This window comes from Psychrobacter sp. CMS30 (genome assembly GCF_904846565.1).
Lineage (GTDB): Bacteria > Pseudomonadota > Gammaproteobacteria > Pseudomonadales > Moraxellaceae > Psychrobacter > Psychrobacter maritimus.
On the sequence record NZ_CAJHBF010000013.1, the window covers coordinates 1 to 26,510 of the forward strand.

Genomic DNA, 26,510 nt, shown 5'->3' on the forward strand with positions numbered 1-26,510 from the left:
TGCGCCTTAATATTCCAGTGGTGTTTATTTCAGGCGGCCCGATGGAAGCGGGTAAAGTGATTGCCAGCACCGTAGCTCACAGCCATAACAACGATGGCGGTAGCGACGTCCATACCACTGACAGTAAAGGCAATGCGATTCGTAAGCTTGATTTAGTCGATGCGATGATGGATGCCGCTGATGATAGCATCAGTGATGAAGACGTCTTAGCCATTGAAAGCTCAGCGTGTCCGACCTGTGGTTCGTGCTCCGGCATGTTTACTGCCAACTCTATGAACTGCTTGACCGAAGCTTTAGGTTTGGCATTACCGGGTAATGGCTCTCTATTAGCCACTCATTCGCTGCGCCGCGAGTTATTTTTAGAAGCTGGGCGCACGATTGTGTCATTGGCCAAGCGCCGCTACGAGCAAGATGATGATTCTGTATTGCCGCGCTCTATCGCCACCAAAGCCGCCTTTGAAAACGCGATGACTCTAGATATCGCCATGGGCGGCTCAACCAATACTATTTTGCATCTGCTAGCTGCCGCCAATGAAGCCGAAGTCGATTTTAAAATGCATGATATCGATCGTTTAAGTCGCGGTGTGCCTTGCCTAGCAAAAGTTGCTCCTGCATCGCAAAAATACCATATGGAAGATGTGCACCGTGCTGGTGGTGTATTTGCGCTGTTGGCCGAGCTTGATCGTGCGGGCTTGCTCCATACTGACTTGCCAACCATTCATAGCGCCACGATGAAAGAAGCCATCGATAAATGGGACATCATGAACCCTGACAATCTTGAGGCGCGTGCACGTTATATCGCTGCTCCTGGTGGCGTCCGTACCACTGAGGCCTTTTCGCAGTCAAAAGAATGGCCGAACCTCGACGTCAACCGTGAGTCAGGCTGTATTCGTAGTGCTCAGCATGCTTATTCAACCGATGGCGGCTTAGCAGTACTATACGGCAACATCGCTGAACGTGGCTGCGTGGTCAAAACCGCTGGCGTCGATGAAAGCATCTTAGTCTTTACCGGACGCGCACGCATTTTTGAATCACAAGACGATGCCGTAGCAGCTGTGCTTGCTGATCAAATCGTAGCCGGTGATGTGGTCATCATTCGCTATGAGGGTCCAAAGGGTGGCCCTGGCATGCAAGAGATGCTGTATCCAACGACTTACCTAAAGTCTAAAGGTCTAGGCAAAGAGTGTGCGCTGTTAACTGACGGTCGTTTCTCTGGTGGTACTTCAGGTTTATCAATTGGTCATGCCAGCCCTGAAGCGGCTGAAGGCGGCGCGATTGGCTTGGTAGAAGAAGGCGATACCATTCATATCGACATCCCTAACCGCACCATCAATATGCAGGTCAGTGATGAAGAGTTGGCAGCTCGCCGTGAAGCCATGGAAGCCCGCGGTCGCGATGCATGGAAGCCTGTGAGTCGTGAGCGTCACGTCTCTCCTGCTCTACGTGCTTATGCGGCTATGACGACCAGTGCCGATACTGGTGCCGTCCGTGATGTGAGCCAAGTTGAGCGTTAAGCAAAAAACTTTGCTTATAAGTTTTTAAAACTACAGTCTTAAAGCAATACTCTTATAGAATTATCCAAAGCCTGCGCTATGCAGGCTTTTTTTTCACCAAAAAACAACGTAGCCGCCATTCTGATAACGTTTTTTTGCGGTATTAAAAAGCGTTTAGCCTCATTATTAAGAGCTAATAAACACCATCTAATATCGCATCTCTAAATCCTATAAAACAGCGTGCGGCAAACTTATGATTGAAAATTATAATTTATTCTTATTGGTCTGCGGCATTGCCTTTTTATTTGGGGCGCTGTTTCCTATTATTTTTAAGCGCACGCCCATTTCATTACCCATGTTACAGGTGAGCTTTGGTTTACTGATGGGTTATTGGTGGACGAGTTTATCTTTTTTAAACCCGATTGATAATGGTCTTATTATCGAAAAACTGACCGAGATTGTGGTATTAGTTTCATTAGTCGGTGCGGGTATTAAGATTGATACTGAGCTATCGTGGCACTTATGGCGACCGACTGTGCGCTTATTGCTTATCACCATGCCGATTGGTATTTTTGCAATGGCCGTCTTAGGCTATTATGCTTTTGGTTTGACGCTGGGCGCTGCCATCTTGCTCGGCGCTGTACTGGCCCCGACCGACCCCGTACTAGCCTCTAGCATTCAAGTAGGCCCGCCTAACACCGGCGGCGAAGATGCACCGCGCTTTACTTTAACCTCAGAAGCGGGGCTAAATGACGGTCTCGCATTTCCTTTTGTCTATCTCGCGATTAAGATAGCGGAAGCTTATAGCGGAGGTCAGCAGTTCACGGGTGAGATGCTGTGGTCTTGGTTCACCCATGATGTGCTGTGGAAAATTGGCGCAGGCCTGATAGTTGGCATTGTGGTTGGTAAAGTTTTGGCAAAGCTGGTGTTTTCAAAATACAGCCACAACACCACTATTTCACAAGGGTATGTGGTGATTGCCATCACATTGCTCGCCTATGGACTGGCAGAATATGTACATAGCTATGGGTTTATTGCCGTATTTGTTGCAGCCTTTGCCTTTCGGCGCTCAGAACGTGAACACAGCTATCATCACAAATTGCACGATTTTGCTGAGCAATCAGAAGGTTTGCTGATGTCTTTAGTGCTTGTCATCTTTGGTATGTTCTTAGGTCAAGGCTTGCAAGCGGGGGTTGAGCTGACGTGGCGCGTCTATATCGTCAGCTTTACCTTTTTATTACTGATTCGTCCTATTGGTGGCTTTATCGCTTTATCAGGATTAAACCTTCCGCGTACCGAAAAATACGCTATTTCTGCCCTCGGTATTCGCGGTATTGGGACTTTATATTATTTATCTTATGCCCTCAATCAAGGATTCTTTAATAATGAAGATGCCCTTAAACTTTGGATAGTGTGCTCCATTGTGATTTTAACTTCTATCTTTATCCATGGTTTAAGTGCCACAAGGCTGCTTAAAATGACGCCGAATAAAACGTACGAATAGCATTTTTCATCCATAAAACAGATATTCATAAAGCATTAATGCTCATTAAATCTCAGCATCTATCAGACCCAATAGCGCTTCCGTCAACGCAAACTGACGAATATCATTGAGCATCGTTACATCAAAATTATGGATAAAGGCCAATGACAGTTGCCGCGTAGGGTCACACCAAGCAACCGAGCCGTTATAACCCATATGACCAAAGCCTTGCACCCTATCATTACTCGCTTTGCTGTCACAAAGACTAAAACGGCGATGATAGCCCAAACGCCAATTCATTTTTGCAGGCATCACCGCATCCATGCCGGTAACTTGCGGGGTTGATAGCTGCTGAAAGGTTTGCTCATCAATGAGTGTCTGCCCCTGCCATGTACCGCCATTGGCTAGCATGGCATAAATAGTCGCTAATGCTTGCGCTGAAGCCACGCCATTGGCAGCAGGGATAACAGCCTGTAATGTGCGTTTATCATAATAATCAATAGCTTGCTTATTGGCTAACATAAGAGCGGATTTATAATTTTTTAAATTAAGCTGGCTATTATTAAAGTATAAACGATTAATTTTTGCCGTATCTAGACTGGGTAGCTCACCTACCGTTGTACTTTCGTTTATACTTCCATTTTTACCATCACTTGCGCTTGCTTGATTGGTTAGCGCTCTTTTTTGCCAACAAGCATAGCTTGGTAGACTGGTGTAAATATGCAAAGTATTGGCAGAGTCCGCCCTTAACACTGGTTTACTACGGCGAGGACGCGCTTGCCCGCTTTGTTGACTGCTTTCTTGGTTTGTTCCTAAATCGTCTTTTTGCTCTGCTACCTGCTCTGCTGTCTCAAAATACTTAACTAGATGCGCAACGTCATTCACCTTGTTCTCTGGTACGCCAAAATAACAGCTATCTGCAATTCCAAGAGGCTCGGTCAAATAATGAAGCAATGCCTCAGCTAATGGCATATCAGTAACGGCTTCTATCACGCCGCCTAACACCCAGCCATAAACCAGCGCGCTATAAGCGCTATCATATAACTCACTCTGTTCGGGAGCGGTTATCGGCATGGCAGCAACTTTCTCTAGCATCATATTCCAATCAAGCACGGTTTCATTATCGACATCGATACTTTGAATGGAAAATAAATTGCCCTGATGCGACATCACGCGACGTAGCGTAATCTGCTCTTTGCCCTGCGCCGCAAAAGCTGGCCAATAATCTGCAATCGGTTGGTCATAATCAAGTAATTGCTGCGATACCAATACATGTACTAAGGTCGCCAAAATACCCTTACCCGTCGAAAAATTAAGCGATAACGTATCAGGACTCCATGACAAATCCGCGCGTGCCATGCCCACACTGGCTTGAGCGATGCATTGTCCCGCCTGATAAACGACTAATGCCCCACCGGCTGGCGCATCATCAAGCTGTAAGTCCGTTAGCAGTTGTTGTAATCGTTGCTGAAGATCAAGGTTAATGGTTACAGTTGAATTAATCGCTTCATTAGGTCTACTTGATTCATGGACGTTGTTATTATTTGCTTGTTCATTATTTTTTATCATTATTTACTCGCTTTATTTTTAATCTGAGTTATAAAAGACCGTTATTACACTTAAAAAACTACCTGCTGATAAAATTTTCTCGTAAAAAAGGCAACCTATTGGTCGCCTTTTTATTGAGCCCTGCTAATCAGTTTAAATGACATCGACGATAGCTTAGCGTGGCACTAATAAACGATTATGAACCTCTTCTGCAAGCTTCGTCAAACCATGACTACGCCCACGTTCCATCGCCGTATCCATTTTACGCCCACGTAGCCAGCCAGCACGCAGTGCGATTGCTGCGCCAGCACGATTGCCAGAGCCACAATGCATAACGGTTTTTTTGCCATGATGCTGACGTAGGATGTTATCAAACGCCAATATCTTTAGCTGTCTTAAATCATTCGCACCGCTTATAGGTAGCTGCTCATAAGCCATGCCAGCACCCTCGACCGCCGCTCGTTCATCAAAACTTAACTCGTCATCAGGCTGCAGGTTAATCACCAACTCAACGCCAGCGGCCGCCAAAGCGGCTACTTTTGCTTCATCGAGTGCACCGCAGACAATGGTATTTGCCTCCGGACGAAAATAAGGCTCAAATATACTTGCTAAATTGATACCGTTATCTATAGCGCTTGCAGCATTTTGTTCGTTAGCATCGTTTTGCTCATTAGCAGCGCTTTGGTCTATCACCGCTGAACTATCAGGCTCAGCTGCGCTTATTGCATTTTCATGTAAAGTCATAATTAGTGATGTGTTCGTGAAATATGAATGTTAAAAAATATGGCCTATTTTACTGGTTGTCAGCTTGCAATTTAATCACACCTGCAAGATGCGGCTTGTCATTCTTAGCGCTATATAAGCCAAACTCACAGCTATCTTCTGCATTTTTAAGCTGTGCGACTGGTTCCGCGATAAGCTCTACTTCAGCGGGCAAAAAGATAGGCAGTTTAAATGACACTTCAACCGTGCAAGCATCTGGCAGCTCATCCATTAAAGCCAAACATTTGGCTTTTGACCACATACCATGAGCAATGGCTTTTGGGAAACCAAACGCGCGTGCTGATAGCGGGTGCAGATGGATAAGGTTAAAGTCACCTGAAACAAACGCATAACGACGACCGATATCTTCTGGTACTTCAAAGATGCTGTGCACACCGTCTTCATTGACTGCTGGCTTCACGGTTACTGGGCGCGGCGTGCTTTTTTTATCTTTGCTGCCTGATTTTTTGCCGCGTGATAAATAAGTAGAGGTCCCTTCCCAAATGACTTCATCGTTTGATTTTACCGTGGTGACAAAATCAAACTGCTGACCTTGGGCATGGTCACGCAAGTTATCAAATTTTACCGCCATGGCAACCGTTTCACGCTCACCGATAGGACGATACTGAGTGACGCTATTATCCACGTGTACCAAACCTAGCATGGCAAATGGAAACGGCTCTTTGACCATCATATTCATCTGCAACGTCTGTGATAAGACCGAAAAATACGTCACAGGCACTTTGCCATTATCAGCGAAACCACAAATCTTACGATAGTCATCAAGATTGCTTTGATCGATGTGCAAGTCATCTACATAATAGGTCGCTTGTGGCAATTGATCGCGACTGATTTTACCGCTATTACCAATAGGCAATAAGCTCTTAACAATATTAGCATAAGTGGTATGCGCTTTTGGCAACGCATCATAATGTTTGTCTGACATAATAAATCCTAAGTGGGGCTTGAGCAAATTTTCTAGCTAGATGTAAAATGCGATGCATTCGTTTATTAGTAAGTGCTTTGACTGATACTTACTTTGATTAATATTTACTTTGATTAATACTTGCTTTAAGTAATATTGACACTTATTCTGATTAATATAGGTTTTGATTAAAAGGTAATTTCGCCCAACAAAGAGGGTCACTCCCTTTACCCAATCCAGCTATTTATCATTATAGTAATAACCCGCCGCCAACATAAAAAACCTGGCAAGTTATTATTACTGTGTTTTTATCATAAAAAAGCCACCCTAGGGCAGCTTTATTACAATTTATCAGCAATTTTTTCGTAAGCATATGTGAGGTAAATCTAAAACCTTACTGGATATCATATACTTAGTGCAAGCTTAATTGAGATTAATCATCTATGTTATTAAGCAAAATTTTGCCTGCATTATATTTACTAAGCACCTAATAAGCTTTGACCACACACACGTACGATGTTGCCATTTAGGCCGCCAGAAGCTGGTGAAGCAAACCATGCAATGGTTTCAGCTACGTCTACTGGCAAGCCGCCTTGGCTCATTGAGTTCATACGGCGACCGGCTTCACGAATGGCAAATGGAATCGCTTCTGTCATTTGCGTTTCGATAAATCCTGGGGCAACAGCGTTAATCGTCATACCTTTCGCATTGTCTTCTAACTGTTTAGCAGTGGCATTGACCAAACCAATGACGCCTGCTTTCGAGGTTGCATAGTTACTTTGACCTAAGTTACCGGCGATACCTGAGATTGATGAGACGCAAACAATACGCGCATTTTCTTTTAGCACATCATTATCAAGCAAATAGCGGTTTAGCTTGGCAATACTGCCCAAGTTGATATTGATGACCATATCCCATTTTTGCTCGTCCATGTTGGCAAGCGTTTTATCACGCGTGATACCAGCATTATGAATCACCGAATCTAAACCGCCACGTTTTTGCGCGGCTTCAGCGATTTCTTTGCCCGCATCTTCACTGGTGATGTCGACTGTTAAGACTGAACCACTGATTTCGCTTGCCACTTTTTGTAAGTCAGCTTGCTGCTGTGGTACATCAAGACAAATAACGTGAGCGCCTTCGCGTGCTAAAACACGAGCAATGGCTTCACCAATACCGCGACTTGCGCCAGTCACTAGCATGGTTTTGCCGCCCAAAGGCTGTGCCCAATCAACGTCAACGTTAGCGCCGTTACTGACACGTACCACTTGTCCTGAAACATAGGCTGAACGTGCTGAGGTGAAAAAGCGTAATGTTGAGTCTAAGTTTTGCTCAGCGCCTTCGGCAACATAGATAAGCTGGGCTGTGATACCACGCTTAAACTCTTTACCGACCGACTTCACAAAACCTTCAAGCGCGCGCTGAGCCAATGCCGCTTCAATATCCGTGATGTCTTCTGGTGGACGACCGATAACAATAACGCGACCTGACTTTTCGACGCGGCGCGCAACGGCATGAAAGAATTCATACACTTGCTTTAGCTCATCAGCATTACTGATATTACCGGCATCAAATAATAGGACTTTAAATTTATCATCGCTGCCCGTATTGGCCTTGGCTTTAACGCCGGCATCAGACAGCGCATCTTTCACATTATCACTGCTATTTACAAACACGTCAGCGTGCAGCTCTGACAAAATACGGGCTACTGACTCACTGATGGCGGTATTATCACCATTAGCACGACCAACCAATACGCTACCACGTACCGCAGGCTGGCCACTATCAAAACGATCAAGCTCTACTGGCATAGGCAAGCCTAAGTTTTTTGCTACTTTTTTACCAATAGAAGACTGAACAAAATCACCATAACGGTCTGACATAATATAATCCTATAATTAACGAGTAAGATAAAAATTAACGGGTAAATAATAGTAAACAAAAATGCAATGCGCCTATTATAAAGACTCACCAGCACTATCATTGATAAAAATTATTAGCATTTAGTAAATGAGCTTAAAACTGCCTCAACTATACACTTCCATGCGAAACAAGTCCAAAAGCCACTAATGTCTATAACAATCTGTAGACAAGCCAGTATACAAGATGGCCACTTTTTCTCGGGTCAAAAACACCAAACTTATGCTAAAATCTAACGTATAAGTTATGGCAAACGCATTTATAGATAACAATATATTATCAAAAGCTCTGTTATGCAATGCAAATAATCAACACTAGCCAGTCGAAATGGCTGTTGTTAACTGACGTGAAGCGTTATTAACCCTTGCGATAGCTTAAACATAGTGTCACATCATTTGCCAAAGGCATACAGTAAGGCCGTAAAAAACGCCTTATGATAAGCCACTGCATTTTACCATTGTTATGTAATATAATCGCTGTCATTAGACAGCAATCATTCAGTAATAGTATCTGTATACGATTTTTTCAACGTTTTAAGACTTTTTATTAAGCACTTTTTTACTGCTTTTTTTCATTAATACGTTCTTCCCTTTTTTCTTCTACCCATACTTTTTAAGGATAATATTATGAGTAATAAAAACAATCACCCTGATAGCCCTGTTGTTGAAAGCACCGTTGTAAAAGCTAGCGATACAAAAAATACCGAATCAGCTGCAAAAGCGACTGAGTCGAAAAAAGCAGATACTAAAGCCAACGACACTAAAGCTACTGATACAAAAACAGCCAGCCCTAAAAAAGACAGCGCTGCTAAAGATGACAACAAAGCCAAAGAAGCTGATAAAAAAGCGGATACGACTAGCGCTAACAAAACCACTACTACTGCTAAAAAAGCCAGCCCAACCAAGCTTAGCTCAGGTCAACATCGTGTGGCTATCTTAGGCGGCAACCGTATTCCTTTTGCTCGCTCAAACGGTACTTATGCAGATGTCAGCAACAGTGACATGTTAACCGCAGCGTTAGATGGTTTGGTTGAGCGTTTTAACTTACAAGACAAAAAAGTCGGTGAAGTGGTTGCTGGTGCAGTCATGAAACTGAGCCGCGATATCAACTTAACGCGTGAAGCAACACTAAGCACGGCATTGAACCCACATACCCCAACCTATGATATCTCACAAGCTTGTGGTACTGGCTTGCAAGCAACGTTTGCTTCTGCCAATAAAATCGCCCTTGGTATTATCGATTCGGCCATTACTGGCGGTGTTGATACGACTTCTGACGCGCCTATCGCAGTTGGCGATGGCTTACGTAAAGTGTTAATTAAATTGGGCGCTGCTAAAGACAACAAACAACGTCTAAAAGCGCTAATGGGTTTAAATCCAAAAGACTTGCTTGATACCCCGCAAAATGGCGAGCCCCGTACTGGTTTATCAATGGGCGACCATCAAGCGATTACCACACTTGAGTGGAACATCAGCCGTGAAGCACAAGATGAGCTTGCTTTTACTAGCCATCAAAACCTAGCGCGCGCTTATGATGAAGGTTTCTTTGATGACCTAATCACCCCATATAAAGGCCTGACGCGCGACAACAACTTGCGCCCAGATACTACTTTAGAGAAATTAGCTAAATTAAAGCCTGTATTTGGTAAAAAGAACGCCAACCCAACCATGACAGCGGCTAACTCTACACCGCTAACTGATGGTGCTTCTTGTATACTACTAGGTACTGATGAGTGGGCTGCAGCAAATGGCCTGAAGCCATTGGCTTATATCGTTCATCAAGAAACCGCTGCTGTTGACTTCATCGGTAAGTCTGGCGATAAAGAAGGCTTACTGATGGCGCCAGCTTATGCCGTACCGCGTATGCTTGAGCGTGCTGGTCTGACCTTGCAAGATTTTGATTTTTATGAGATTCATGAAGCATTTGCCTCACAAGTACTATCAACCCTTGCGGCTTGGGAAGATGAGAAGTTCTGTTCAGAGCGTCTAGGTCTTGATGCGCCATTAGGTTCTATCGATCGTAGCAAGCTAAACGTTAATGGTTCATCACTTGCCGCCGGTCACCCATTTGCTGCAACGGGTGGTCGTATCCTAGCTACTGCTGCTAAATTACTGGATCAAAAAGGTTCAGGTCGCGCGCTTATCTCTATCTGCGCCGCTGGTGGTCAAGGCGTAACTTGCATCTTAGAAAAATAATTACTCTAAGATGTCCTTAGACAGTCAATAGCGTTAAGCTTTTAAAACACCCTTTAATCCAATGATTAGAGGGTGTTTTTTTGTCTAAATAAAAGTGTTATAAAGCGAATGCAACAAGCAAACACTGCTCACTCATAGCTGCATCATTAGATATGTTAAAATAGCTTTATAAAGGGCATTCATATAAAAGGTTGTCATATAAAGAGCTGTCATCATAAAAGGCAGTCATAAAAATAGGTATTAGGAGCTTACTATGAGCAAGGATCCCTCGTCGATTGATCAGCAAACCTTAACCACGACCAAGCGGCGTGAGCTATCAGCGCTTGAACAAGGCAGCTTCATTACCCGAATGGATAAAGAGGTGTTTGGCGATGAGCTGCGCCGAAAAATGCATCAAGACTTGATAGATAGCTATGATGAAGAGCTTGAAAATGAGATAGACGATTACGTACGCGACTTTCGTTTTGATGGGCGCGAGATGAGTGAGCAAGAAAAGCTTGATCGCCGTACCTATTTTCAAGAATTACTGCGGCTGCAACGAGAGCTTATTAAGCTGCAAGATTGGGTGGTTGAATATGGTGAGCGTATCGTCGTGATATTTGAAGGGCGTGATTCTGCTGGTAAAGGCGGCGCTATCAAGCGTATTACTCAGCGCTTAAACCCACGTGTTTGCCGAGTGGCTGCCCTACCGGCTCCAACAGAACGTGAGCAATCGCAGTGGTATTTCCAGCGCTATGTGGCGCATCTGCCTGCTGCTGGTGAAATTGTCTTATTTGATCGCAGCTGGTATAACCGTGTGGGCGTCGAGCGCGTCATGGGATTTTGTACCGATGCCCAGTACGAAGAGTTTTTCCAATCAGTACCTGAATTTGAGCGCATGCTGGTACGTTCAGGTATTCGCTTGGTCAAGTATTGGTTTTCGATTACCGATGATGAGCAACATTCACGTTTTATGAGCCGTATTCATGACCCTCTTAAACAGTGGAAACTGTCGGCGATGGATTTGCAATCACGCCGCCGCTGGGAGGATTATACCAAGGCTAAAGAGACCATGTTTGAGCGCACGCATATTCCTGAAGCGCCGTGGTGGGTGGTCGAAGGTAATAATAAAAAACGCGCACGGCTAAACTGTATTGCCCATTTACTTGAGCAAATCCCTTATCAAGAAGTACCGCGTGATGAGGTCGAGCTGCCTGAACGCAAGCGCGATGACGAATATTACCGCGAGCCGATTCCTGATGATATGTATGTGCCACCACGTTATTAAATAAACAAATTTATACACGTATTATTCAATAAAATATGACGCATGAAAAAGCAGCCTTATATATTTATAAGGCTGCTTTTTTTATATTATTTCGCTAGTATTTATATTAATCATAGCGAATACGATTTCTGATCTGTAGGAACACTACATGGTATAAGTCGACTGTAAACTATCAATCTTACCGGCCAATAAACGCTCGACCTCATTTTTAATTCTTAGCCCAGCGATATCTGTACCTATCTGCACCGCAAAGCCTGCTGGACGGCCACTTTGGCTTTTAGAATTAATCCAAACCACCTTACCGTTCATAGGCAAGCGTTCGCTAGAATTGGGCAAAGTCACGGCAATAAACACCTCATCGCCCAGTTTTTGTATTCTATCAGACGGCACAAACAACGCGCCATTGGTCACAAAGGATAAATAGCTTGCGTATAACGTTTCCATATCTTCAATATGACAGGTTAAAATCCCGCCACGTCCTGGCATTGCCATAGTTAGCTTCCTTTATGAGTGAGGTTTACTTTATTTTAATTTATAAATACGCCAATTCTTGCATCAGCTTATCATAAGCGAATTTTTCTTGCACATTTTGTTGTAGGGCGATTTTTGTTTGTTGTAGACTGTTTATAAACGCCTCAAAGCTACTTTCAGCAGGTTTATAATTGCTGAAAGAGGCGGATAAATCAATGTCCTTTTGCAGCGCATCGAGACCCAAACATACGCGGCGCATATCGACCAGCATCAGCTCCGACAGTTGAATAAACTCGCTCATACTCAGCTGAGTTTGCCAATAATCGCTTGCCGCAATGCTACTGCGTTTACCACTACGTAACGCTTGCCACGTTGTCAGCCATAACGCGCGCTTACTATACCAAGGCGCTTGTGCAAGGGCCACCGCTGCTAAAGGTGCGCCATTTGCCAATTGTATCAGCTGCTCAATGGCCGCCGTGCCGACCGCCTCACGGTTGACCGTACTGCCTAAAGCATGAGTGACATAATCGACTGAAACAGCAGGATCAATCGTTTGCAATGCCAGCTGCTGAACGCGGCTTTTTATGGTTGGCAGTAACTGCGCCGGAGTATCGCTGATGAGGAATAAATGCACTTGCGCTTGTGGCTCTTCCAAAGTTTTAAGCAGCGCATTAGCCGCAGCAATGGTCATTTGCTCTGCATAATCTAGCACACAAATCCGCATACCCTGCCCGCCTTGATAAATAAATGGCTGTAGAGCACGGATATCATCGACTTTTATTTTCAATGCGGCGTTACTAGCAGCTTTGGCAGATTTTTTGTCTTTTGCGGTGCTAGTTGCTGCTTCTTTAGCATGAGCATTATCGGCACTGACTGGCATACTAATCATTGGCAAGACTTGTAAGCTTGGATGCGTCCCTGATCTAAGCCATTGACAGCTCTCACAAACGCCGCAAGCGCCGAGCGGATGGCTATCGCGCTCGCGGCATAATAACCATGCTACCAAGCGCCAGACAAAAGCACGCTTACCCATCCCTTGCATACCGGCCGCTAAGAGCGCGTGCGGTAAGGATTGCTGCGGCATTAACACCCGCTTGGTCAGCTGCGACCATAACTCATTTTGCCACGGTAGTAACGGTGCAAAATAAATACTATCTGTCAAAGGCACTGTGCTGGTCATTGCAGTTATCTCACTTATGGTCATCGCTCAATGCTTTTAATGCGTTCACTACCTTTAACACGCTGAACACCTTTAATATGTTCAATCTGCTAATACACTTAAAACCTTTAAAGACCGAATAAACCAATTATTTTTAATCAAAAATATTAGTTTTTTACTTAGGCTATTATTAATTATCTACATTAGCAGTTTTGAAAATCTATTAAACTCATGGCATTTAGACGATCCAAATCTTCTTGGGTATCGACGCCTGCTGGCAGATGACAGGCGGCTGGGGCAATAGCAATATGGCCACCATTTTCTAATACCCGTAACTGCTCTAAGCTTTCCAGTGTTTCGAGTGGCGTTTGCGGCCAGTGTACAAACTGCTGTAACAAGCTGACGCGGTAGGCGTATAACCCTAAGTGGCGATAAGCATTTTTTGGCGCTTGCTGCTGTGTAGCGCTGTCCTTTGCCAACACAACATCACGGTCGCACGGAATCGGCGCACGGCTAAAATACAGTGCGCGGTGTCGATGGTTCGAGGTCTGGCTGACGACTTTAACGACCGATGGACGCATAAACGTCTCATAATCTTCGATAGGTTCACATAAAGTCGCCATCACGCTATCTGCATCTTGTACTAACAACGCTTTAACTTGCTCTAATAATAACGGTGGTACTAAAGGCTCATCACCTTGCATATTGACCACGATATCATGCTCAGCCCAGCCTTTAATAGCAGCGACCTCAGCCAAGCGGTCAGTGCCTGAGGCATGCGCGCTACTCGTCATCACCACATCAAAGCCTGCCTCTCTACAAACTTTGGCAATTGCTTCGTCATCCGTGGCAATACACATATCATCAGCAAAATCAGCCAACTGTGCCTTTTCAGCTACCCACAGTATCATCGGTTTGCCATGGATAGTTAATAATGGCTTGCCGGGTAAACGGGTACTTTTAAAGCGCGCAGGAATAACAATATGCGTTTTGGCTGGCATTGTTTTAGTTGCTGAGGACATGATTTATTCCTATAAAAATTATTTAAGCTTTTAGGCTTTTAGGCTTTTAGGCTTTTAGGCTTTTAGCCATTATTGATATCAATATTTAAAGCTTTTAATTGCTGCTGTAAGCTGTCATAACAACTGTTCGATAACACCGCAGTCACTGGCAATACCCATAGTCGACTCACAAGCTCTTGATACTCTTTACTAAGTGGCTGGTGGCTAATCGCATCCAATAGCAGCGCCTTGATTTTGACCGCGTCTTTACTGGTGACAATGATAGGCTGCTCGGTATATTGTAAAAGCTCATGCAGGCTAAAATCATAATGATCCGGATAAGCATGGCCAATGACATCGAAACCGAGCGATAGTAAGGTATCAAAAAAACGCTGTGGATAGCCGATACCGCTTACCGCATGTACCCGACTGTTTGGCATAGGTGGCATAGGCATTTTTTCTTCTGTGACATTTGAGTCATCTATCTCAGCAGAAGAAGACCACAAAAGCTGTAATTTATCAGCTTGTAGATGCATGGTTAAACGCTTAGCTTGAGCTTGATTATTATCCGTCGCTACCATCTCTGCTTTTTCATGGTAGACCACATTTGCACCTTGTAAGCGCGACATAGGCTCACGTAAAAAACCGGTTGGTAGCAGCTGCTGATTACCAAAGCCGCGTAACGCATCAACCACTATCCATTCGATATCACGTTGCAGCGCATAATGCTGCAAGCCATCATCAGCAATAATCAGTTGTAAATCAGGGTAAGCGTTTAATAAGGTTGTAATCGCTTGTTTACGATTGGGGCATACTGCCATAGCAGCGCCTGTCGTATTAACAATTAAAGAGGGCTCATCACCTACGATGCTTGGCAAACTATCAGCATGCACCAAAGCTGGCATCTGGCTACTATCACCGCCATAACCACGGCTGATAACACCTACCTTTATGCCTTGCTTTTGTAGGTAAGTGACTAATTCAATAATTAACGGTGTCTTACCGCTGCCACCTACCGTAATATTACCGATAACCATTACTGGAATAGGCGCACGATAACTTGAAAGCAGGCCTATTTTATAAGCCTGCCGACGTAGCATCGTAATGAATCCATACAACCAGCTCACAGGCAACAGTAGCCAGAGCCAAGCGGCCTGACGTTGCCATGCACGCGTCATTGTGGTTTCAATACTCATGATGATTTGTTACTTATCCTATTTATACAGCAAGTTTATTCAGTACATTTACTCAAAGTCACGCGCATACATTTGCGCATAATGACCCTGCAATTGCATCAGCTCAGCATGCGTGCCTAGCTCAACAATCTGACCACCATCTAAAACAGCAATACGGTCAGCGGACTCAATCGTCGTTAAACGATGCGCAATCACTAGCGTGGTACGGTCTTTCATAACATTATCAAGTGCTTGCTGAATGTAATATTCTGACTCATTATCTAAAGCACTGGTGGCTTCATCTAAAATCAAAATCGGCGCATCTTTTAGTAATGCTCGAGCAATAGAGAGGCGCTGGCGTTGACCACCAGACAGCTGCAAACCTTCAGCGCCAATTTCACTTTGATAGCCATTTGGCATTTTCATAATAAAATCATGGGCAAAAGCGTCTTTTGCAGCCCGCTCGACCTCAGCTTGAGTTTTATCAGCCAAACTTCCATAGGCAATATTATTAAACACCGTAGTATTAAACAGCACTACTTGCTGATTGACCATCGCAATCTGCGCACGCAAGCTTTCAAGTTTTATATCTTCAATCGGCATACCATCAAGGGTAATTTGCCCAGAAGAAGTATTTAAGGTACGGGTAAGCAAGTTGACTAAAGAAGATTTACCAGCGCCGCTACGTCCAACCAATGCCACGGTCTCGCCTGCACGCACATCCAAAGTAAAGTCACGCAGCGCCACAGTTGAATCAGGATAAACCAAACTGACATTATCCAGTTTAATTTCACCTGCCAAAGTAGGACTAAGTACACCGGTATCTGCTTCTTCTGGCTCATCTAGTAAAGCAAATATTGACTCACCGGCCGCGAGCCCTCTTTGCAACTGTTGATTGACATCTGTCAATGAACGCACAGGCTTACTTAGTAATCCTGCGGCAGCAATATAGGAGATAAACTCACCTGCTGAGATATTATCTATCACCGCAGGGCGCAGGGCGAGCCATACCACCACCGCCATGGCTATCGCCATCAACAGCTGTACAGCAGGAGTATTAATGCTATTGGTGACAACGACCTTCATCCCTTGGCGCAGGTTTTTCTTCGACGTTGTATCAAAGCGCTTAGATTCATAGGCTTGTCCGCCATAATTTTTCACCACTTGATAGCCATTAATCACTTCATTAGTAATATGGCTGACATCGCCCATGGTTTCTTGAATACCCTTTGAAAGCTTTAAATAACGCTTTGAGGCTACCCTTATGAGCCATAAAATCGGTGGCAGCACGACAAACAAAATCAAGGTCAAACGCCAGTTGCTATAAAGCAAGAAACCTATCAAAGCCACGACTGTCAAGCCATCGCGTAATAGAGTCTTCATCGAATCGGTGCTGGCTGCAGTTACCTGCTCAACATCAAAAATAAGCTTGGATGAAATCGTCCCTGCTGGATTCGCTAAATAAAACGAGCTTGGCAAACGCAGTAACTTATTAAAAACCTGCACACGTAGCTCATACACAAGATTGCGCGAGACTAACGCCGTATAGTAGTTACCTAAAAAGCTTCCTACGCCGCGAACGAAAAACAACAGGACAATAATAAACGGAAATAAATCTTGCTTGCTTTGATCATTTTGATTGATGGCATCAGTGATATATTGTAATAATTTGGCAATCCAAATCTCTGTCGCCGCATTAATAGCAAAGCCTATTATGACTAATATTAGCGCCCACCAATACGGTTTAAGGTAGCTTAATAGACGTAATAAGGTCTTATGTTTAGGCGTACTTGATGGCGCTGCTGATAGCTTTTTAGCAGAAGTTTTTTTAGAGTCAGGTTGATTAGCTTGGCTCATAAAAGCCTCAATTTAGGTATAAAGAAGGAATAAATGACACGGATGCAGCAGTAGCGCTTGGTTATAAGATAAAGCATTAAAGGCTTTTAGAATAATAGTGGTAATGCTTAATACGCTTTACCACCTTATCAAATATCATAAAAATTATTGTGCTGATGATTGCGGTAAAGGCTGACCAAGTGGCACAACCGTACTGATATTTAAATTTAAAAAACCCAATTTACCAGCGATATCCATAACGCGTACCACGGATTGATGCGTGGCATTCGCATCGGCAGCAATTACAAATAGCATATCACGATTACTTCCCGTCTCTTGCTGTAGCATGCTGGTCAATTCAGCCTCGTTACTACTAGCAAGGGTAATTCCGTTGACTAAATAACTGCCATCTTCTTGCACGGCAACTTCAATACTGTTTTTCTCTTCTGTCAGCGCCACACCTTCAGCTTCGGGAAGAATGATATTTAAACGACTGAAATGATTAAAAGAGGTCGCCAAAAGTAAAAATACAATTAAAAATAATAAGCAATCAATCATGGGCGTGAGATTGATTTCAAGCGGCTCAACGGTTGGTTTTCTAAAGCGCATATCAGTCTCTTTAATGTGCTTAAAGGTATATATTTAATAAGCAGTGATTCATACTATTATTTTTATCATTAATTAGGGCGTGTCCTCATTTTTATCACCATTTTTAAAATGAGGACACGCCCTACCATAATACAAACAATAGAGTTAAGTCGCTGCCGCCGTATGATTTAAATCTGAGGTGTCAATCGAAAGCTCATTACTTACATGACTCGATTTATCATCTACTGCTGCATGAGTAATCGACTGAGACATAGCAGAACTGTTGATATTATCTAACAATTGATAGTCATATAACTCTTGAATCATCAGTCCCGCTTGCGTTTCAAACTGCGCATTGATATCGATAATACGGCGCTGAAAATAACGATAAGCAACCAAAGCTGGGATAGCCACAATCATACCAGCAGCAGTGGTAATCAAAGCCTGTGACACGCCAGCCGCCAACATCGTTGGGTCTTGCATCGCGCCATCCGTAATCGCCAAAAACGACGAGATAATACCTAATACCGTACCCAACAAACCAAGCAATGGCGCAATCGCCCCAATGGTGCCAAGCATATTGATATTTTTCTCTAATTGATGCACTTGCACACTGGCACGGTTTTGCATATGCATTGTCATCGAGTCTAAGCCGTATTGGCGGTAAAGCAGACCGGTCGCTAGAATATCACCCAAAGGGGTTTTTTCTTTGACATTCATCAACTGCGTACGACCGATATCACCGTTTTCACGTAGGCGGTTTATCAGCTGTTCGCGCAATCTATTGGGCGCAATCTTATTAAATTGTAAAGTATGACTACGCTCGATAATAATAACCAATGCCAATATTGAGCACACCACGATAGGTGTCATCAGCCAACCACCTGCTTTTACCAGCTCCCACATACGGACTCTCTTCTATATTTTTATTAATTATTAAAAGATGTTTTAATATTTGTATGGTTAGTACAAAACACTCAAATAAGCTAAGCCTGAGCTTCTATATGCTTAATTAAGGCTGCTAGCTGATCTTGGCTATGGAAGAATATCTCAACACTACCCTGCCCGTCTTTTTTGTGTTTGAGCTTTACTTCCGCGCCTAACATATCGGTTAAACGCTGGGTTAAGCGCTCAACATCGCGAGACTGTACTTGCTCAGGGCGACTGGCTTTTGGCGCTGGTTGTAAAATGGATTTGACTAACTTTTCAGCTTCGCGCACCGTCATACCAGCATCGATGATTTTTTGCGCAATGATAGGCTGCTGTTCTGATGATAACGCCAATAATGTACGGGCATGCCCCATATCTAAAGCACTGTTTGCCAAATGGTCTTTGACCGTATCATGGAGCTGATTTAGACGTAACAAGTTTGAAACCGTGGTACGCGCCTTACCAACGACTTCGGCAATCATGGCATGACTCATACCAAATTCCGTATGGAAACGCTGTAAAGCAGCCGCCTGCTCAATCACCGATAAGTCTTCGCGCTGGATATTTTCAATCAAGGCCAGCGCAATTGCCAGCTCATCGGATAACGCACGCTCAATCGCTGGTATAACCGATTTACCCGCCATTTTTGCCGCACGCCAGCGGCGCTCACCAGCGATAATTTCATGCGTAACCAAGGCCTCACTTTTGTCTTCATTCGCCAGTAATGGACGAATAACAATCGGCTGCATGACGCCATGTTGTTCAATAGAAGAAGCCAATTCTGCCAGCGCCGTTTCACTCATATCACGGCGCGGTTGATATTTCCCTGCTTGCAGACGCGTAACATCGATTTGCACCAAGCTTATCTGGTCTTCAGAGGCGCTATTGTCTATCGCATTGGTACGAGTTTTATTAGCAGGGCTTTTCTTCATCGTCCGCGCTTTACGATTATGACTGTCAGTAGACTGCTCTGTCACTGGCGAGGCAGAAGGCTTTTTAGTCGCTTGTGTATCAGCAGCTGTGCCTACCACACTGGCATCCTGTTCTTGTTTTTTAGCTTCTGATATGTCAGTTTCTAGCATTGCAGCTGACGCAGTAGGCTCGCGCACCACCGTATCATCTTGTAAGGCAGAGGCGGCAATTTGTTTTTCTTTTTTGATTGACCCTAATAAGGCATCTAAGCCTCTATTGGCAGCCAACCCTCTTTTCTTTGCCATGATTACCTATCCTCTAACGCTAAAATAAAAAGCCCAATGCTTACTACTGCCGGCTTACTGATAAATATAATTTGCTGTTTTTAATGTTTACACTAAACAAGCTAAATGATGACTAACGACTTTTGACTAAGAACTTATGATTAAAGACTTTGCTTCATCACTTCAGCGGCCAGCTTTTGATACGCGCGCGCACCTTTTGACCATCTTTCATACGCGATAACTGGTAAACCATGTGCCGGCGCTTCTGCTAGACGAATATTTCTTGGAATATGAGTCTTGTACATAATCTCGCCAAAGTGCGCCTCTAATTCAGCAGACACATCACGCGCCAAGGTATTACGCGCATCAAATAAGGTTCTGACCACGCCGCGAATATACAGCTTAGGGTTAAGTTCAGTGAGACGCTCAATCGTCTGTGACAAGTCCGCCAAGCCTTCTAGCGCATAATATTCACATTGCATCGGAATGATAACGCTGTCGGTGGCAACCAAGGCATTAATCGTCAGCAAGTTTAAGCTCGGTGCACAATCGATAATCACATAATCATAAGCAGGTTTATTGGCGGCGATTTGATCATTGACCAACTGCGCCATTGCCGTTTTAAACAACTCATGGCTGTTGGTCCTACTCATTAAGGTGATGTCCAAACCTGCCAAATCACGATTGGCACCGATGACATCAAAGCCAGCTGGACTATTCACAATCGCCTCAGACAGCGACACACCATCGAGCAGTACGTCAGCGATGGTCAGCTCTAATTGGTTCTTATCCACGCCCGTGCCACTGGTGGCATTACCCTGTGGGTCTAAGTCAATCAGCAGTACGTGCTTGCGCTTGGCCGCTAAGCTGGCGGTCAAATTCACTGCCGTCGTGGTTTTACCCACGCCGCCTTTTTGATTCGCAATTGCTATGATTTCCATACACTCACTCAATTTAATTAGGATCTGTTACTGATTTTTACTGAAGCATTTTTGCTGCTTTTACTTATTATATTACTCAAATACCTGACGCTTACCTATAAGGGTGTTTAAACACCTGCGTACAAATGAGAAGACCACTTACTCATTACTATAGAACAATTGTTGCCTTATGGTGCGTTGCGTGCTCATAGCTTAGACATTTTTATAAGATAATTCAATTAAATGACGACTATCTTGTAAACGCGGCACATTTAACGGAATCGTCTTTATCTGCCAAGCGTCATTTAGCGCTTGCAGCTCTTCGTCGCTCGGCGCTTTACCCTTCATCGCGCATAAATAACCATTATCGGCCAAGCGTGGCTGAGCGACTTCGACAAAATCAATCAGACTGGCAAAAGCTCTCGACGTTACCACCTCATAGCTGGCTTCATGCGCTTCAATACGCGAGGCGATTGGGTGCATGTTACTCAAACCAAGCTCGCTACTGATTTGCTTAATAAAACGAATTTTTTTCTGATTGCTATCAAGGGCGGTACATTGGCGCTCAGGCTGACAGATAGCGATAATCACCGCTGGCAAGCCCGCTCCCGTGCCAATATCTAGCAGCGACCCTGACGGTAAATGCGTTATAATAGCCAAACAATCGATGATATGTTTGATAAGTGCTTCGATTGGATCGGTAATAGCGGTCAGATTATACGCTTTATTCCATAATAAAAGCTGGTCTAAATACAATAATAACGTGCGCTGCTGCGTCGCGCTTAATGCAAGACCCAGCTCATCTATTGATTGCGCTAAGATATTTGCAAGTGTTGGCAATTGCGCACCGAGCTTTACAAAACCTGTGGGGTCAATATGAATTTTACCCGTGCTAGCAGATGATGAAGAGGTTTTAGTAGAATCTGACATACGGGTTATCCAGTTTTGACATGTGAACCGTCTATTTTATCATGCAGGCTGCCCATTGAATAGTTGCAGATTGCGCCAATGTACGCCATCTTATACTATCTACACCTATATTGAAGGCTTATCTTCTTGGACCGTCAGCAATTTAACGTAGCAAAATGAATATTGCCTCAACCTAATTAGTAAAAACCCCCATCTCTCTATGATACAAAACTGCGCCTAATGTCTTATCTAAAACGCGCCTATATCTTGTAAGATGTCCTGATACATTATTAAAAAGATTCATTATTAAAAATGATTGATTGTTAAAAATGATTGATTGTTAGAAGCGCATCCTTACACTTAGCGCTCAAACAACAAAAGCTCAATAACCATTCCGCCCTCTTAAAACGACTTACTATATAACTATGACCGAACCGCAAAACACACCTATGAATAAAGACCCAAAAGATACCAATCCTATGGTAAGCCCTGTCAATAAAACAGCAGAGACAAAATCATTAGCAACGAATCTGCCTAAAAAAAGGCCATCTAAAACAAAGCTACCCAAAAAAGAGCTGGCACGCAAAAAGCCGTCAGAAAAAGCTCAGCCAGATAGCACAGTAGATGTGCCTAACACGCCTCATCCGGTATTTATTGATGTTAATGAGCGCTGCCTTATCGGTGCCGAGCAGCTTAAGCGTTATACTGATCTGGATGAGCTACCGAGCGATACCCGCACTGCCCCCGATTTAGATGTCGGCTTTGGACAACAGCGCGCCCTTAAAGCGTTGCATACAGCACTGGATATTCATGCCAGTGGCTATCACGTATTTGCCGCGGGCGAAAATGGCTTAGGTAAACGCACCATTATAAGTCGTTTATTGCAACGAATTGCCGCCGATGCGCCAACGCCCGATGATTGGGTTTATGTGTATAATTTTGCCGATCCACGTACACCGCAAGCATTACGTCTACCTTCTGGGCAGGCGACCATACTACAACAGCAGGTCAATCAATTATGGCAGCAAGCCAAAAAACGACTTAGCCAACGCTTTCGTAGCGACCAGTATCAAAGCAAAATCGAAGCCATCAAAAATGATACCCATCAAAAAGAAAGTCAGGCTTACGACGACCTAAATACCGAAGGCAAACAATACGATTTAGCACTGACGTTTCGCGCATTTGACAATAAAGCCGTATTTGTACATCCCAGCCAGCTACCAAAAGAAGAGAGCGATAGTGAGGTTAAAGATGACAAAATCTCTAATAGCCAGAAAAACAAGTCAATAAAAGAGGAAAGTCAAAGAGCCAGTATTCCTAATGACAATATTCCTAATGACAATATTTCTAGTTCCAGTATTTCTAGTGCTGATGATAGCGTGAGCAAAGATGCTAACCACGACTACGGCAAGAGCGAATATGAAGCTGAGCTGAATAATTTTGCACAAAAAAACCATATGCAAAAGCGCTTAAGTCAGCTGACCATCGCCTTAGAGCAATTAGAAGACGAAGCCAATGATGCCATTGAAGCCCTGCATCGCAATATTGCACGCCGAGCGCTACAGCCTTTATTTGCGCCTATTTATGAGCAGTTTACTGATCATCCATTGGTTGTCGAGTATCTAAAAACCGTATTTGCCGATATGGTTACGCATGTCGAGCGTATCGTCAATGGCGATGATGAGGAGTTTGTGACGGCAGTGCTTGCCACAACGCCGAGCCGCTATGCAGTCAATGTCATCGTCAGTCACGCGCCCGATAGTGGCGCACCGGTCATCTTTGAAGATTTGCCAACACATTTAAACCTATTGGGTCATGTCGAGCAAATCACCCAATTGGGCACAGTGACCACCGATGTCAGTATGATTCGAGCAGGCGCCCTGCACCGTGCCAATGGCGGCTATCTGTTGTTAGAAGCCAGTCATCTACTTGAGCATCCTTACGCATGGCAAGGTCTTAAGCGCGCCTTGCAATCTCGCAGAATCAAACTCTCAAGCCTTGAGCAGATGCTGACCTTAACGGGTAGCTTATCGCTCGCGCCCGCACCCATTGACCTTGATATCAAAGTCATCTTGCTTGGCGAAGCAGATTTATATTACGAACTACTAGAGCTGGAGCCGGAGTTTGATGCAGTATTTAAAGTACGTGCCGATTTTCACGACGATGTAACTCGTAGCCCTGAGCACGAATTGGCGTTGGTAGCAAAAATGGCAGATATCATTGATTATGCCAACCTTTATCCTTTTGATAGTAGCGCGCAGGCCGCTCTACTTGAGCATTTAAGCTTACAAGCAGAAGACCAAGACCGCTTGAGTTTGCATAGTGATTTATTGATTAAGCTCTTACATGAATCTAACCGCCATGCACGTTTGAGCGGTAAAAATATTGTTAGCGCCATTCACGTCACCCACGCTATTGACGATATGGACGAGCGCTCAGGATACTTGCGCGACCTTTATTGGGATGAGCTAAAAAATGGCCAACAGCTTATTCAGACCCAAGGCGATGCTGTCGGACAAGTAAATGCGCTCACCGTCGTCAGTTACGCCGATAGCGAGTTTGGTATGCCCGCTCGTCTGACCGCAGTCATTCAGCCAAATATTGGCGCGGGCGAAATCCTCGATATCGAGCGCGATGTGGATTTGGGCGGCAGCTTACACGCCAAAGGCATGCTGATTATGACCAGCTATTTGCGCGCCTTATTTAGTCAGCATCATGCGCTAAACTTTAGTGCCTCACTCGCTTTTGAGCAAAGTTACGCCCATATCGATGGTGATAGTGCGACGGTCAGTGAAGGCTGTGCGCTACTCTCCGCCCTAGCAAACGTTCCTATCAATCAATCTTTTGCGATTACCGGCTCGATGAATCAGTTAGGCGAAGTCCAAGCAGTTGGCGGTATCAATTCTAAAATCGCTGGTTTCTTTGACGCTTGCCGCGAGCAAGAGCTGACGGGACAACAAGGCGTGGTTATCCCAATGGCCAACGTCAAACAATTAATGCTACGTGACGACATCATTGCCGCCGTTCAAGCAGGGCAATTTCATATTTATGGCGTACATACCTTAAGTGAAGCTTTGACCTTAATGACCGGCTTACCTGTCGACACCATGAATAAAAAAGGTCGCTACCGTAAAGAAACCTTATTTGGCAAAGTACTAAGCCGTTTGATGCTTTGGGATGAGAATCAGAATACTGATGACGAAGTCGATGATAAAAAGTCGAAAAAGAAAGCTAAGAAGAAGCGCCAAGCCAAACGTCATAAAAAACAAGATAAACAAAAAAAAGCCAAGAAAGAGAAAGGTGACATAGATACAAGCCCAGACGTAAACCCAGATGCAAATATAGAGGTAAATACAGAAGTGCATCGCTAGACGTTGTCATGCTTTTCTGCGATGATTGGCTTTTTATGATGCGCTATGTTAATTAATAAAATGCTAATAAACAGCTAGCAACCAAACCCGTGACTGAATAAAGGTTATCTTTAATGACTGCACATTCTACTGACGCCGATAGTATTCAAGCTCAAGCAGCTGTTGATGAGTCAGCAACTGCGCTAGTGACTAAAGAAGTTACTGAGCAAAATGAAGAAGTTACTACAGATAATAAAGCGTCTGAGGAAGCAGCAGATAATCGTCATGGGGCAGCGACGACAGCGCGGCAATGGCAAGTGTTGTCGCAGTTGCAGCGAAATCGCTGGGTAGGGACAACTCATGTTTACGAGCAGCTTATATTGGCAGGCTTTGATATCAGCTTGCGTACGGTGCAACGCGATTTAAACGCCCTTGCCAAACGCTTTCCTATCGAAAAAAACAATGCCAATCCACAAGGCTGGCGCTGGAAAGATGATGCGCCGCTGCAAAGCTTACCGCATATGAACTTATCACAAGCGGTTGCATTTAATATGGTCGAAGCCAATCTAAGCCAACTGCTACCGCCGGTTATTTTAGATGAGCTATTTCCTTGGTTTGACTTAGCACGCAGGCAACTCAAAAACAGTAAAGTCACGCATTCATGGATTGACAGAGTGCGTATCGAGCCTGCAACTCAGCCCTTGATTGCGCCGCACATTGATTTAGAAAGCAAAGACAACATTTATCATGCGTTATTTTATCAATTACAAATACAAGCCAGCTATACCCGCAGTGATAAATCACAAGCTAGCGAATATACCTTAAACCCTATTGCTATCGTCCAGCGTGGGGTAATTATTTACCTATTGGCAACGCGCACTGATGATCCAGAAGTGATTATTCGTACCTTTGCTTTGCATCGCTTTACCAGCGTTGAGATATTAGAAAGCGCGGCTAAAACCCCAGACAATTTCCAACTGGATACCTATCTAGATGCAGGTGGCATGGGCTTTAGCCATCCTTTATTTAGCCAGTTACCTGATCATGGCAAACATACTGCGGTTGAGCTACAATTTACCAAACAAGCGGGCAAAAGCTTAACGGAAAGTAAGCTTAGTGACGACCAAACTGTGACCATCAATAGCGATGAAACCCTGACCATACAAGCGACCGTTAACTTAACCTCGCAGCTGGTTTGGTGGTTACGTGGTTTTGGTAGCGGTTTATTAGACGCCAAACCCGCGCTACTGTATCAAGCCGTATTAGACAAGCCAATAAATGATGAATAGCGACAATAAAGAAAAACAGCTCATTATTAATGATGATAAAAATCTAATAGCCATACTCAAACGCACCAATGCTTATACTATTTAAAATAACCATTG

Annotated in this window: 20 protein-coding genes; 6 read left to right on the forward strand and 14 right to left on the reverse strand. The window is 44.1% G+C overall.

Going from position 1 to position 26,510, the window contains the following annotated elements; all coding sequences use genetic code 11:
• Together ilvD and JMX94_RS08195 are read left to right on the forward strand one after the other, a co-directional pair.
• The coding region (ilvD, locus tag JMX94_RS08190) for a dihydroxy-acid dehydratase (RefSeq protein ID WP_201564894.1) at positions 1-1,514 on the forward strand (1,514 nt) is incomplete at its 5' end.
• Between the two features lie 232 nt (positions 1,515-1,746).
• Complete coding sequence (locus tag JMX94_RS08195) at positions 1,747-2,997, forward strand: sodium:proton antiporter (RefSeq protein WP_201564895.1); 1,251 nt, start codon at positions 1,747-1,749, stop codon at positions 2,995-2,997.
• Positions 2,998-3,042: 45 nt separating this feature from the next.
• On the opposite strand, the gene JMX94_RS08200 is transcribed toward JMX94_RS08195, so the two are convergent.
• The 4 genes from JMX94_RS08200 to JMX94_RS08215 all read right to left on the reverse strand — a co-directional run bounded on the left by JMX94_RS08200 (position 3,043) and on the right by JMX94_RS08215 (position 8,091).
• Positions 3,043-4,545, reverse strand: coding sequence for a serine hydrolase (locus JMX94_RS08200; RefSeq protein ID WP_201564896.1), 1,503 nt, complete (start codon positions 4,543-4,545; stop codon positions 3,043-3,045).
• 153 nt (positions 4,546-4,698) lie between these two features.
• Positions 4,699-5,268 (reverse strand): beta-lactamase hydrolase domain-containing protein, encoded by a 570-nt coding sequence (locus JMX94_RS08205; protein ID WP_201564897.1) that lies wholly within the window; start codon positions 5,266-5,268, stop codon positions 4,699-4,701.
• 49 nt (positions 5,269-5,317) lie between these two features.
• Positions 5,318-6,232: a MaoC/PaaZ C-terminal domain-containing protein gene (locus JMX94_RS08210; protein WP_201564898.1), complete on the reverse strand. Its 915-nt coding sequence runs from the start codon at positions 6,230-6,232 to the stop codon at positions 5,318-5,320.
• A gap of 458 nt (positions 6,233-6,690) precedes the next feature.
• A complete protein-coding gene (locus JMX94_RS08215; protein ID WP_201564899.1) occupies positions 6,691-8,091 on the reverse strand; it encodes a 3-oxoacyl-ACP reductase in 1,401 nt (466 codons plus the stop codon).
• 663 nt (positions 8,092-8,754) lie between these two features.
• Here JMX94_RS08215 and JMX94_RS08220 point away from each other — a divergent pair.
• Positions 8,755-10,323, forward strand: a complete 1,569-nt coding sequence (locus tag JMX94_RS08220; RefSeq protein ID WP_201564900.1) for an acetyl-CoA C-acetyltransferase — start codon at positions 8,755-8,757, stop codon at positions 10,321-10,323.
• Positions 10,324-10,576: 253 nt separating this feature from the next.
• Positions 10,577-11,590 carry a polyphosphate kinase 2 gene (gene ppk2, locus JMX94_RS08225; RefSeq protein ID WP_265088408.1) on the forward strand — a complete coding sequence of 338 codons (1,014 nt, stop codon included), beginning with the start codon at positions 10,577-10,579 and terminating at the stop codon, positions 11,588-11,590.
• Between the two features lie 144 nt (positions 11,591-11,734).
• Here the strand turns inward: ppk2 and JMX94_RS08230 are convergent, their stop codons facing one another.
• The 10 genes from JMX94_RS08230 to rsmG form a co-directional block, all read right to left on the reverse strand.
• Positions 11,735-12,082, reverse strand: coding sequence for a PilZ domain-containing protein (locus tag JMX94_RS08230; RefSeq protein ID WP_183617741.1), 348 nt, complete (start codon positions 12,080-12,082; stop codon positions 11,735-11,737).
• Between the two features lie 40 nt (positions 12,083-12,122).
• A complete protein-coding gene (locus JMX94_RS08235; RefSeq protein ID WP_227673569.1) occupies positions 12,123-13,241 on the reverse strand; it encodes a DNA polymerase III subunit delta' in 1,119 nt (372 codons plus the stop codon).
• 182 nt (positions 13,242-13,423) lie between these two features.
• A complete protein-coding gene (kdsB, locus tag JMX94_RS08240) occupies positions 13,424-14,242 on the reverse strand; it encodes a 3-deoxy-manno-octulosonate cytidylyltransferase (RefSeq protein ID WP_201564902.1) in 819 nt (272 codons plus the stop codon).
• A 62-nt stretch (positions 14,243-14,304) separates the two neighbouring features.
• Positions 14,305-15,417 (reverse strand): tetraacyldisaccharide 4'-kinase, encoded by a 1,113-nt coding sequence (lpxK, locus tag JMX94_RS08245; RefSeq protein ID WP_201564903.1) that lies wholly within the window; start codon positions 15,415-15,417, stop codon positions 14,305-14,307.
• 48 nt (positions 15,418-15,465) lie between these two features.
• Positions 15,466-17,253, reverse strand: a complete 1,788-nt coding sequence (gene msbA / locus JMX94_RS08250; protein ID WP_201564904.1) for a lipid A export permease/ATP-binding protein MsbA — start codon at positions 17,251-17,253, stop codon at positions 15,466-15,468.
• 144 nt (positions 17,254-17,397) lie between these two features.
• Positions 17,398-17,841 (reverse strand): biopolymer transporter ExbD, encoded by a 444-nt coding sequence (locus tag JMX94_RS08255; RefSeq protein WP_201564905.1) that lies wholly within the window; start codon positions 17,839-17,841, stop codon positions 17,398-17,400.
• A gap of 144 nt (positions 17,842-17,985) precedes the next feature.
• Positions 17,986-18,726 carry a MotA/TolQ/ExbB proton channel family protein gene (locus JMX94_RS08260; RefSeq protein ID WP_201564906.1) on the reverse strand — a complete coding sequence of 247 codons (741 nt, stop codon included), beginning with the start codon at positions 18,724-18,726 and terminating at the stop codon, positions 17,986-17,988.
• Between the two features lie 80 nt (positions 18,727-18,806).
• Positions 18,807-19,967 carry a ParB/RepB/Spo0J family partition protein gene (locus tag JMX94_RS08265; RefSeq protein WP_201564907.1) on the reverse strand — a complete coding sequence of 387 codons (1,161 nt, stop codon included), beginning with the start codon at positions 19,965-19,967 and terminating at the stop codon, positions 18,807-18,809.
• 140 nt (positions 19,968-20,107) lie between these two features.
• Complete coding sequence (locus tag JMX94_RS08270; RefSeq protein WP_201564908.1) at positions 20,108-20,887, reverse strand: ParA family protein; 780 nt, start codon at positions 20,885-20,887, stop codon at positions 20,108-20,110.
• Positions 20,888-21,079: 192 nt separating this feature from the next.
• Entirely contained in the window at positions 21,080-21,796 is a 717-nt protein-coding gene (rsmG, locus tag JMX94_RS08275; protein WP_201564909.1) for a 16S rRNA (guanine(527)-N(7))-methyltransferase RsmG, read from the reverse strand.
• 404 nt (positions 21,797-22,200) lie between these two features.
• On the opposite strand from rsmG, the gene JMX94_RS08280 reads away from it, so the two are divergent.
• Both JMX94_RS08280 and JMX94_RS08285 read left to right on the forward strand, forming a co-directional pair.
• Positions 22,201-25,146 carry an ATP-binding protein gene (locus JMX94_RS08280; RefSeq protein ID WP_201564910.1) on the forward strand — a complete coding sequence of 982 codons (2,946 nt, stop codon included), beginning with the start codon at positions 22,201-22,203 and terminating at the stop codon, positions 25,144-25,146.
• Between the two features lie 113 nt (positions 25,147-25,259).
• Entirely contained in the window at positions 25,260-26,414 is a 1,155-nt protein-coding gene (locus JMX94_RS08285; RefSeq protein ID WP_201564911.1) for a YafY family protein, read from the forward strand.
• Positions 26,415-26,510: the final 96 nt, after the last annotated feature.

What these genes read in the sequence shown, in the direction of transcription:
- JMX94_RS08195 (WP_201564895.1), top strand. Translation starts at nt 1,747, where the DNA reads ATGATTGAAAATTATAATTTATTCTTATTGGTCTGCGGCATTGCCTTT.
- JMX94_RS08200 (WP_201564896.1), bottom strand. Translation starts at nt 4,545, where the DNA reads ATGATAAAAAATAATGAACAAGCAAATAATAACAACGTCCATGAATCA.
- JMX94_RS08205 (WP_201564897.1), bottom strand. Translation starts at nt 5,268, where the DNA reads ATGACTTTACATGAAAATGCAATAAGCGCAGCTGAGCCTGATAGTTCA.
- JMX94_RS08210 (WP_201564898.1), bottom strand. Translation starts at nt 6,232, where the DNA reads ATGTCAGACAAACATTATGATGCGTTGCCAAAAGCGCATACCACTTAT.
- JMX94_RS08215 (WP_201564899.1), bottom strand. Translation starts at nt 8,091, where the DNA reads ATGTCAGACCGTTATGGTGATTTTGTTCAGTCTTCTATTGGTAAAAAA.
- JMX94_RS08220 (WP_201564900.1), top strand. Translation starts at nt 8,755, where the DNA reads ATGAGTAATAAAAACAATCACCCTGATAGCCCTGTTGTTGAAAGCACC.
- ppk2 (WP_265088408.1), top strand. Translation starts at nt 10,577, where the DNA reads ATGAGCAAGGATCCCTCGTCGATTGATCAGCAAACCTTAACCACGACC.
- JMX94_RS08230 (WP_183617741.1), bottom strand. Translation starts at nt 12,082, where the DNA reads ATGGCAATGCCAGGACGTGGCGGGATTTTAACCTGTCATATTGAAGAT.
- JMX94_RS08235 (WP_227673569.1), bottom strand. Translation starts at nt 13,241, where the DNA reads ATGACCAGCACAGTGCCTTTGACAGATAGTATTTATTTTGCACCGTTA.
- kdsB (WP_201564902.1), bottom strand. Translation starts at nt 14,242, where the DNA reads ATGTCCTCAGCAACTAAAACAATGCCAGCCAAAACGCATATTGTTATT.
- lpxK (WP_201564903.1), bottom strand. Translation starts at nt 15,417, where the DNA reads ATGAGTATTGAAACCACAATGACGCGTGCATGGCAACGTCAGGCCGCT.
- msbA (WP_201564904.1), bottom strand. Translation starts at nt 17,253, where the DNA reads ATGAGCCAAGCTAATCAACCTGACTCTAAAAAAACTTCTGCTAAAAAG.
- JMX94_RS08255 (WP_201564905.1), bottom strand. Translation starts at nt 17,841, where the DNA reads ATGCGCTTTAGAAAACCAACCGTTGAGCCGCTTGAAATCAATCTCACG.
- JMX94_RS08260 (WP_201564906.1), bottom strand. Translation starts at nt 18,726, where the DNA reads ATGTGGGAGCTGGTAAAAGCAGGTGGTTGGCTGATGACACCTATCGTG.
- JMX94_RS08265 (WP_201564907.1), bottom strand. Translation starts at nt 19,967, where the DNA reads ATGGCAAAGAAAAGAGGGTTGGCTGCCAATAGAGGCTTAGATGCCTTA.
- JMX94_RS08270 (WP_201564908.1), bottom strand. Translation starts at nt 20,887, where the DNA reads ATGGAAATCATAGCAATTGCGAATCAAAAAGGCGGCGTGGGTAAAACC.
- rsmG (WP_201564909.1), bottom strand. Translation starts at nt 21,796, where the DNA reads ATGTCAGATTCTACTAAAACCTCTTCATCATCTGCTAGCACGGGTAAA.
- JMX94_RS08280 (WP_201564910.1), top strand. Translation starts at nt 22,201, where the DNA reads ATGACCGAACCGCAAAACACACCTATGAATAAAGACCCAAAAGATACC.
- JMX94_RS08285 (WP_201564911.1), top strand. Translation starts at nt 25,260, where the DNA reads ATGACTGCACATTCTACTGACGCCGATAGTATTCAAGCTCAAGCAGCT.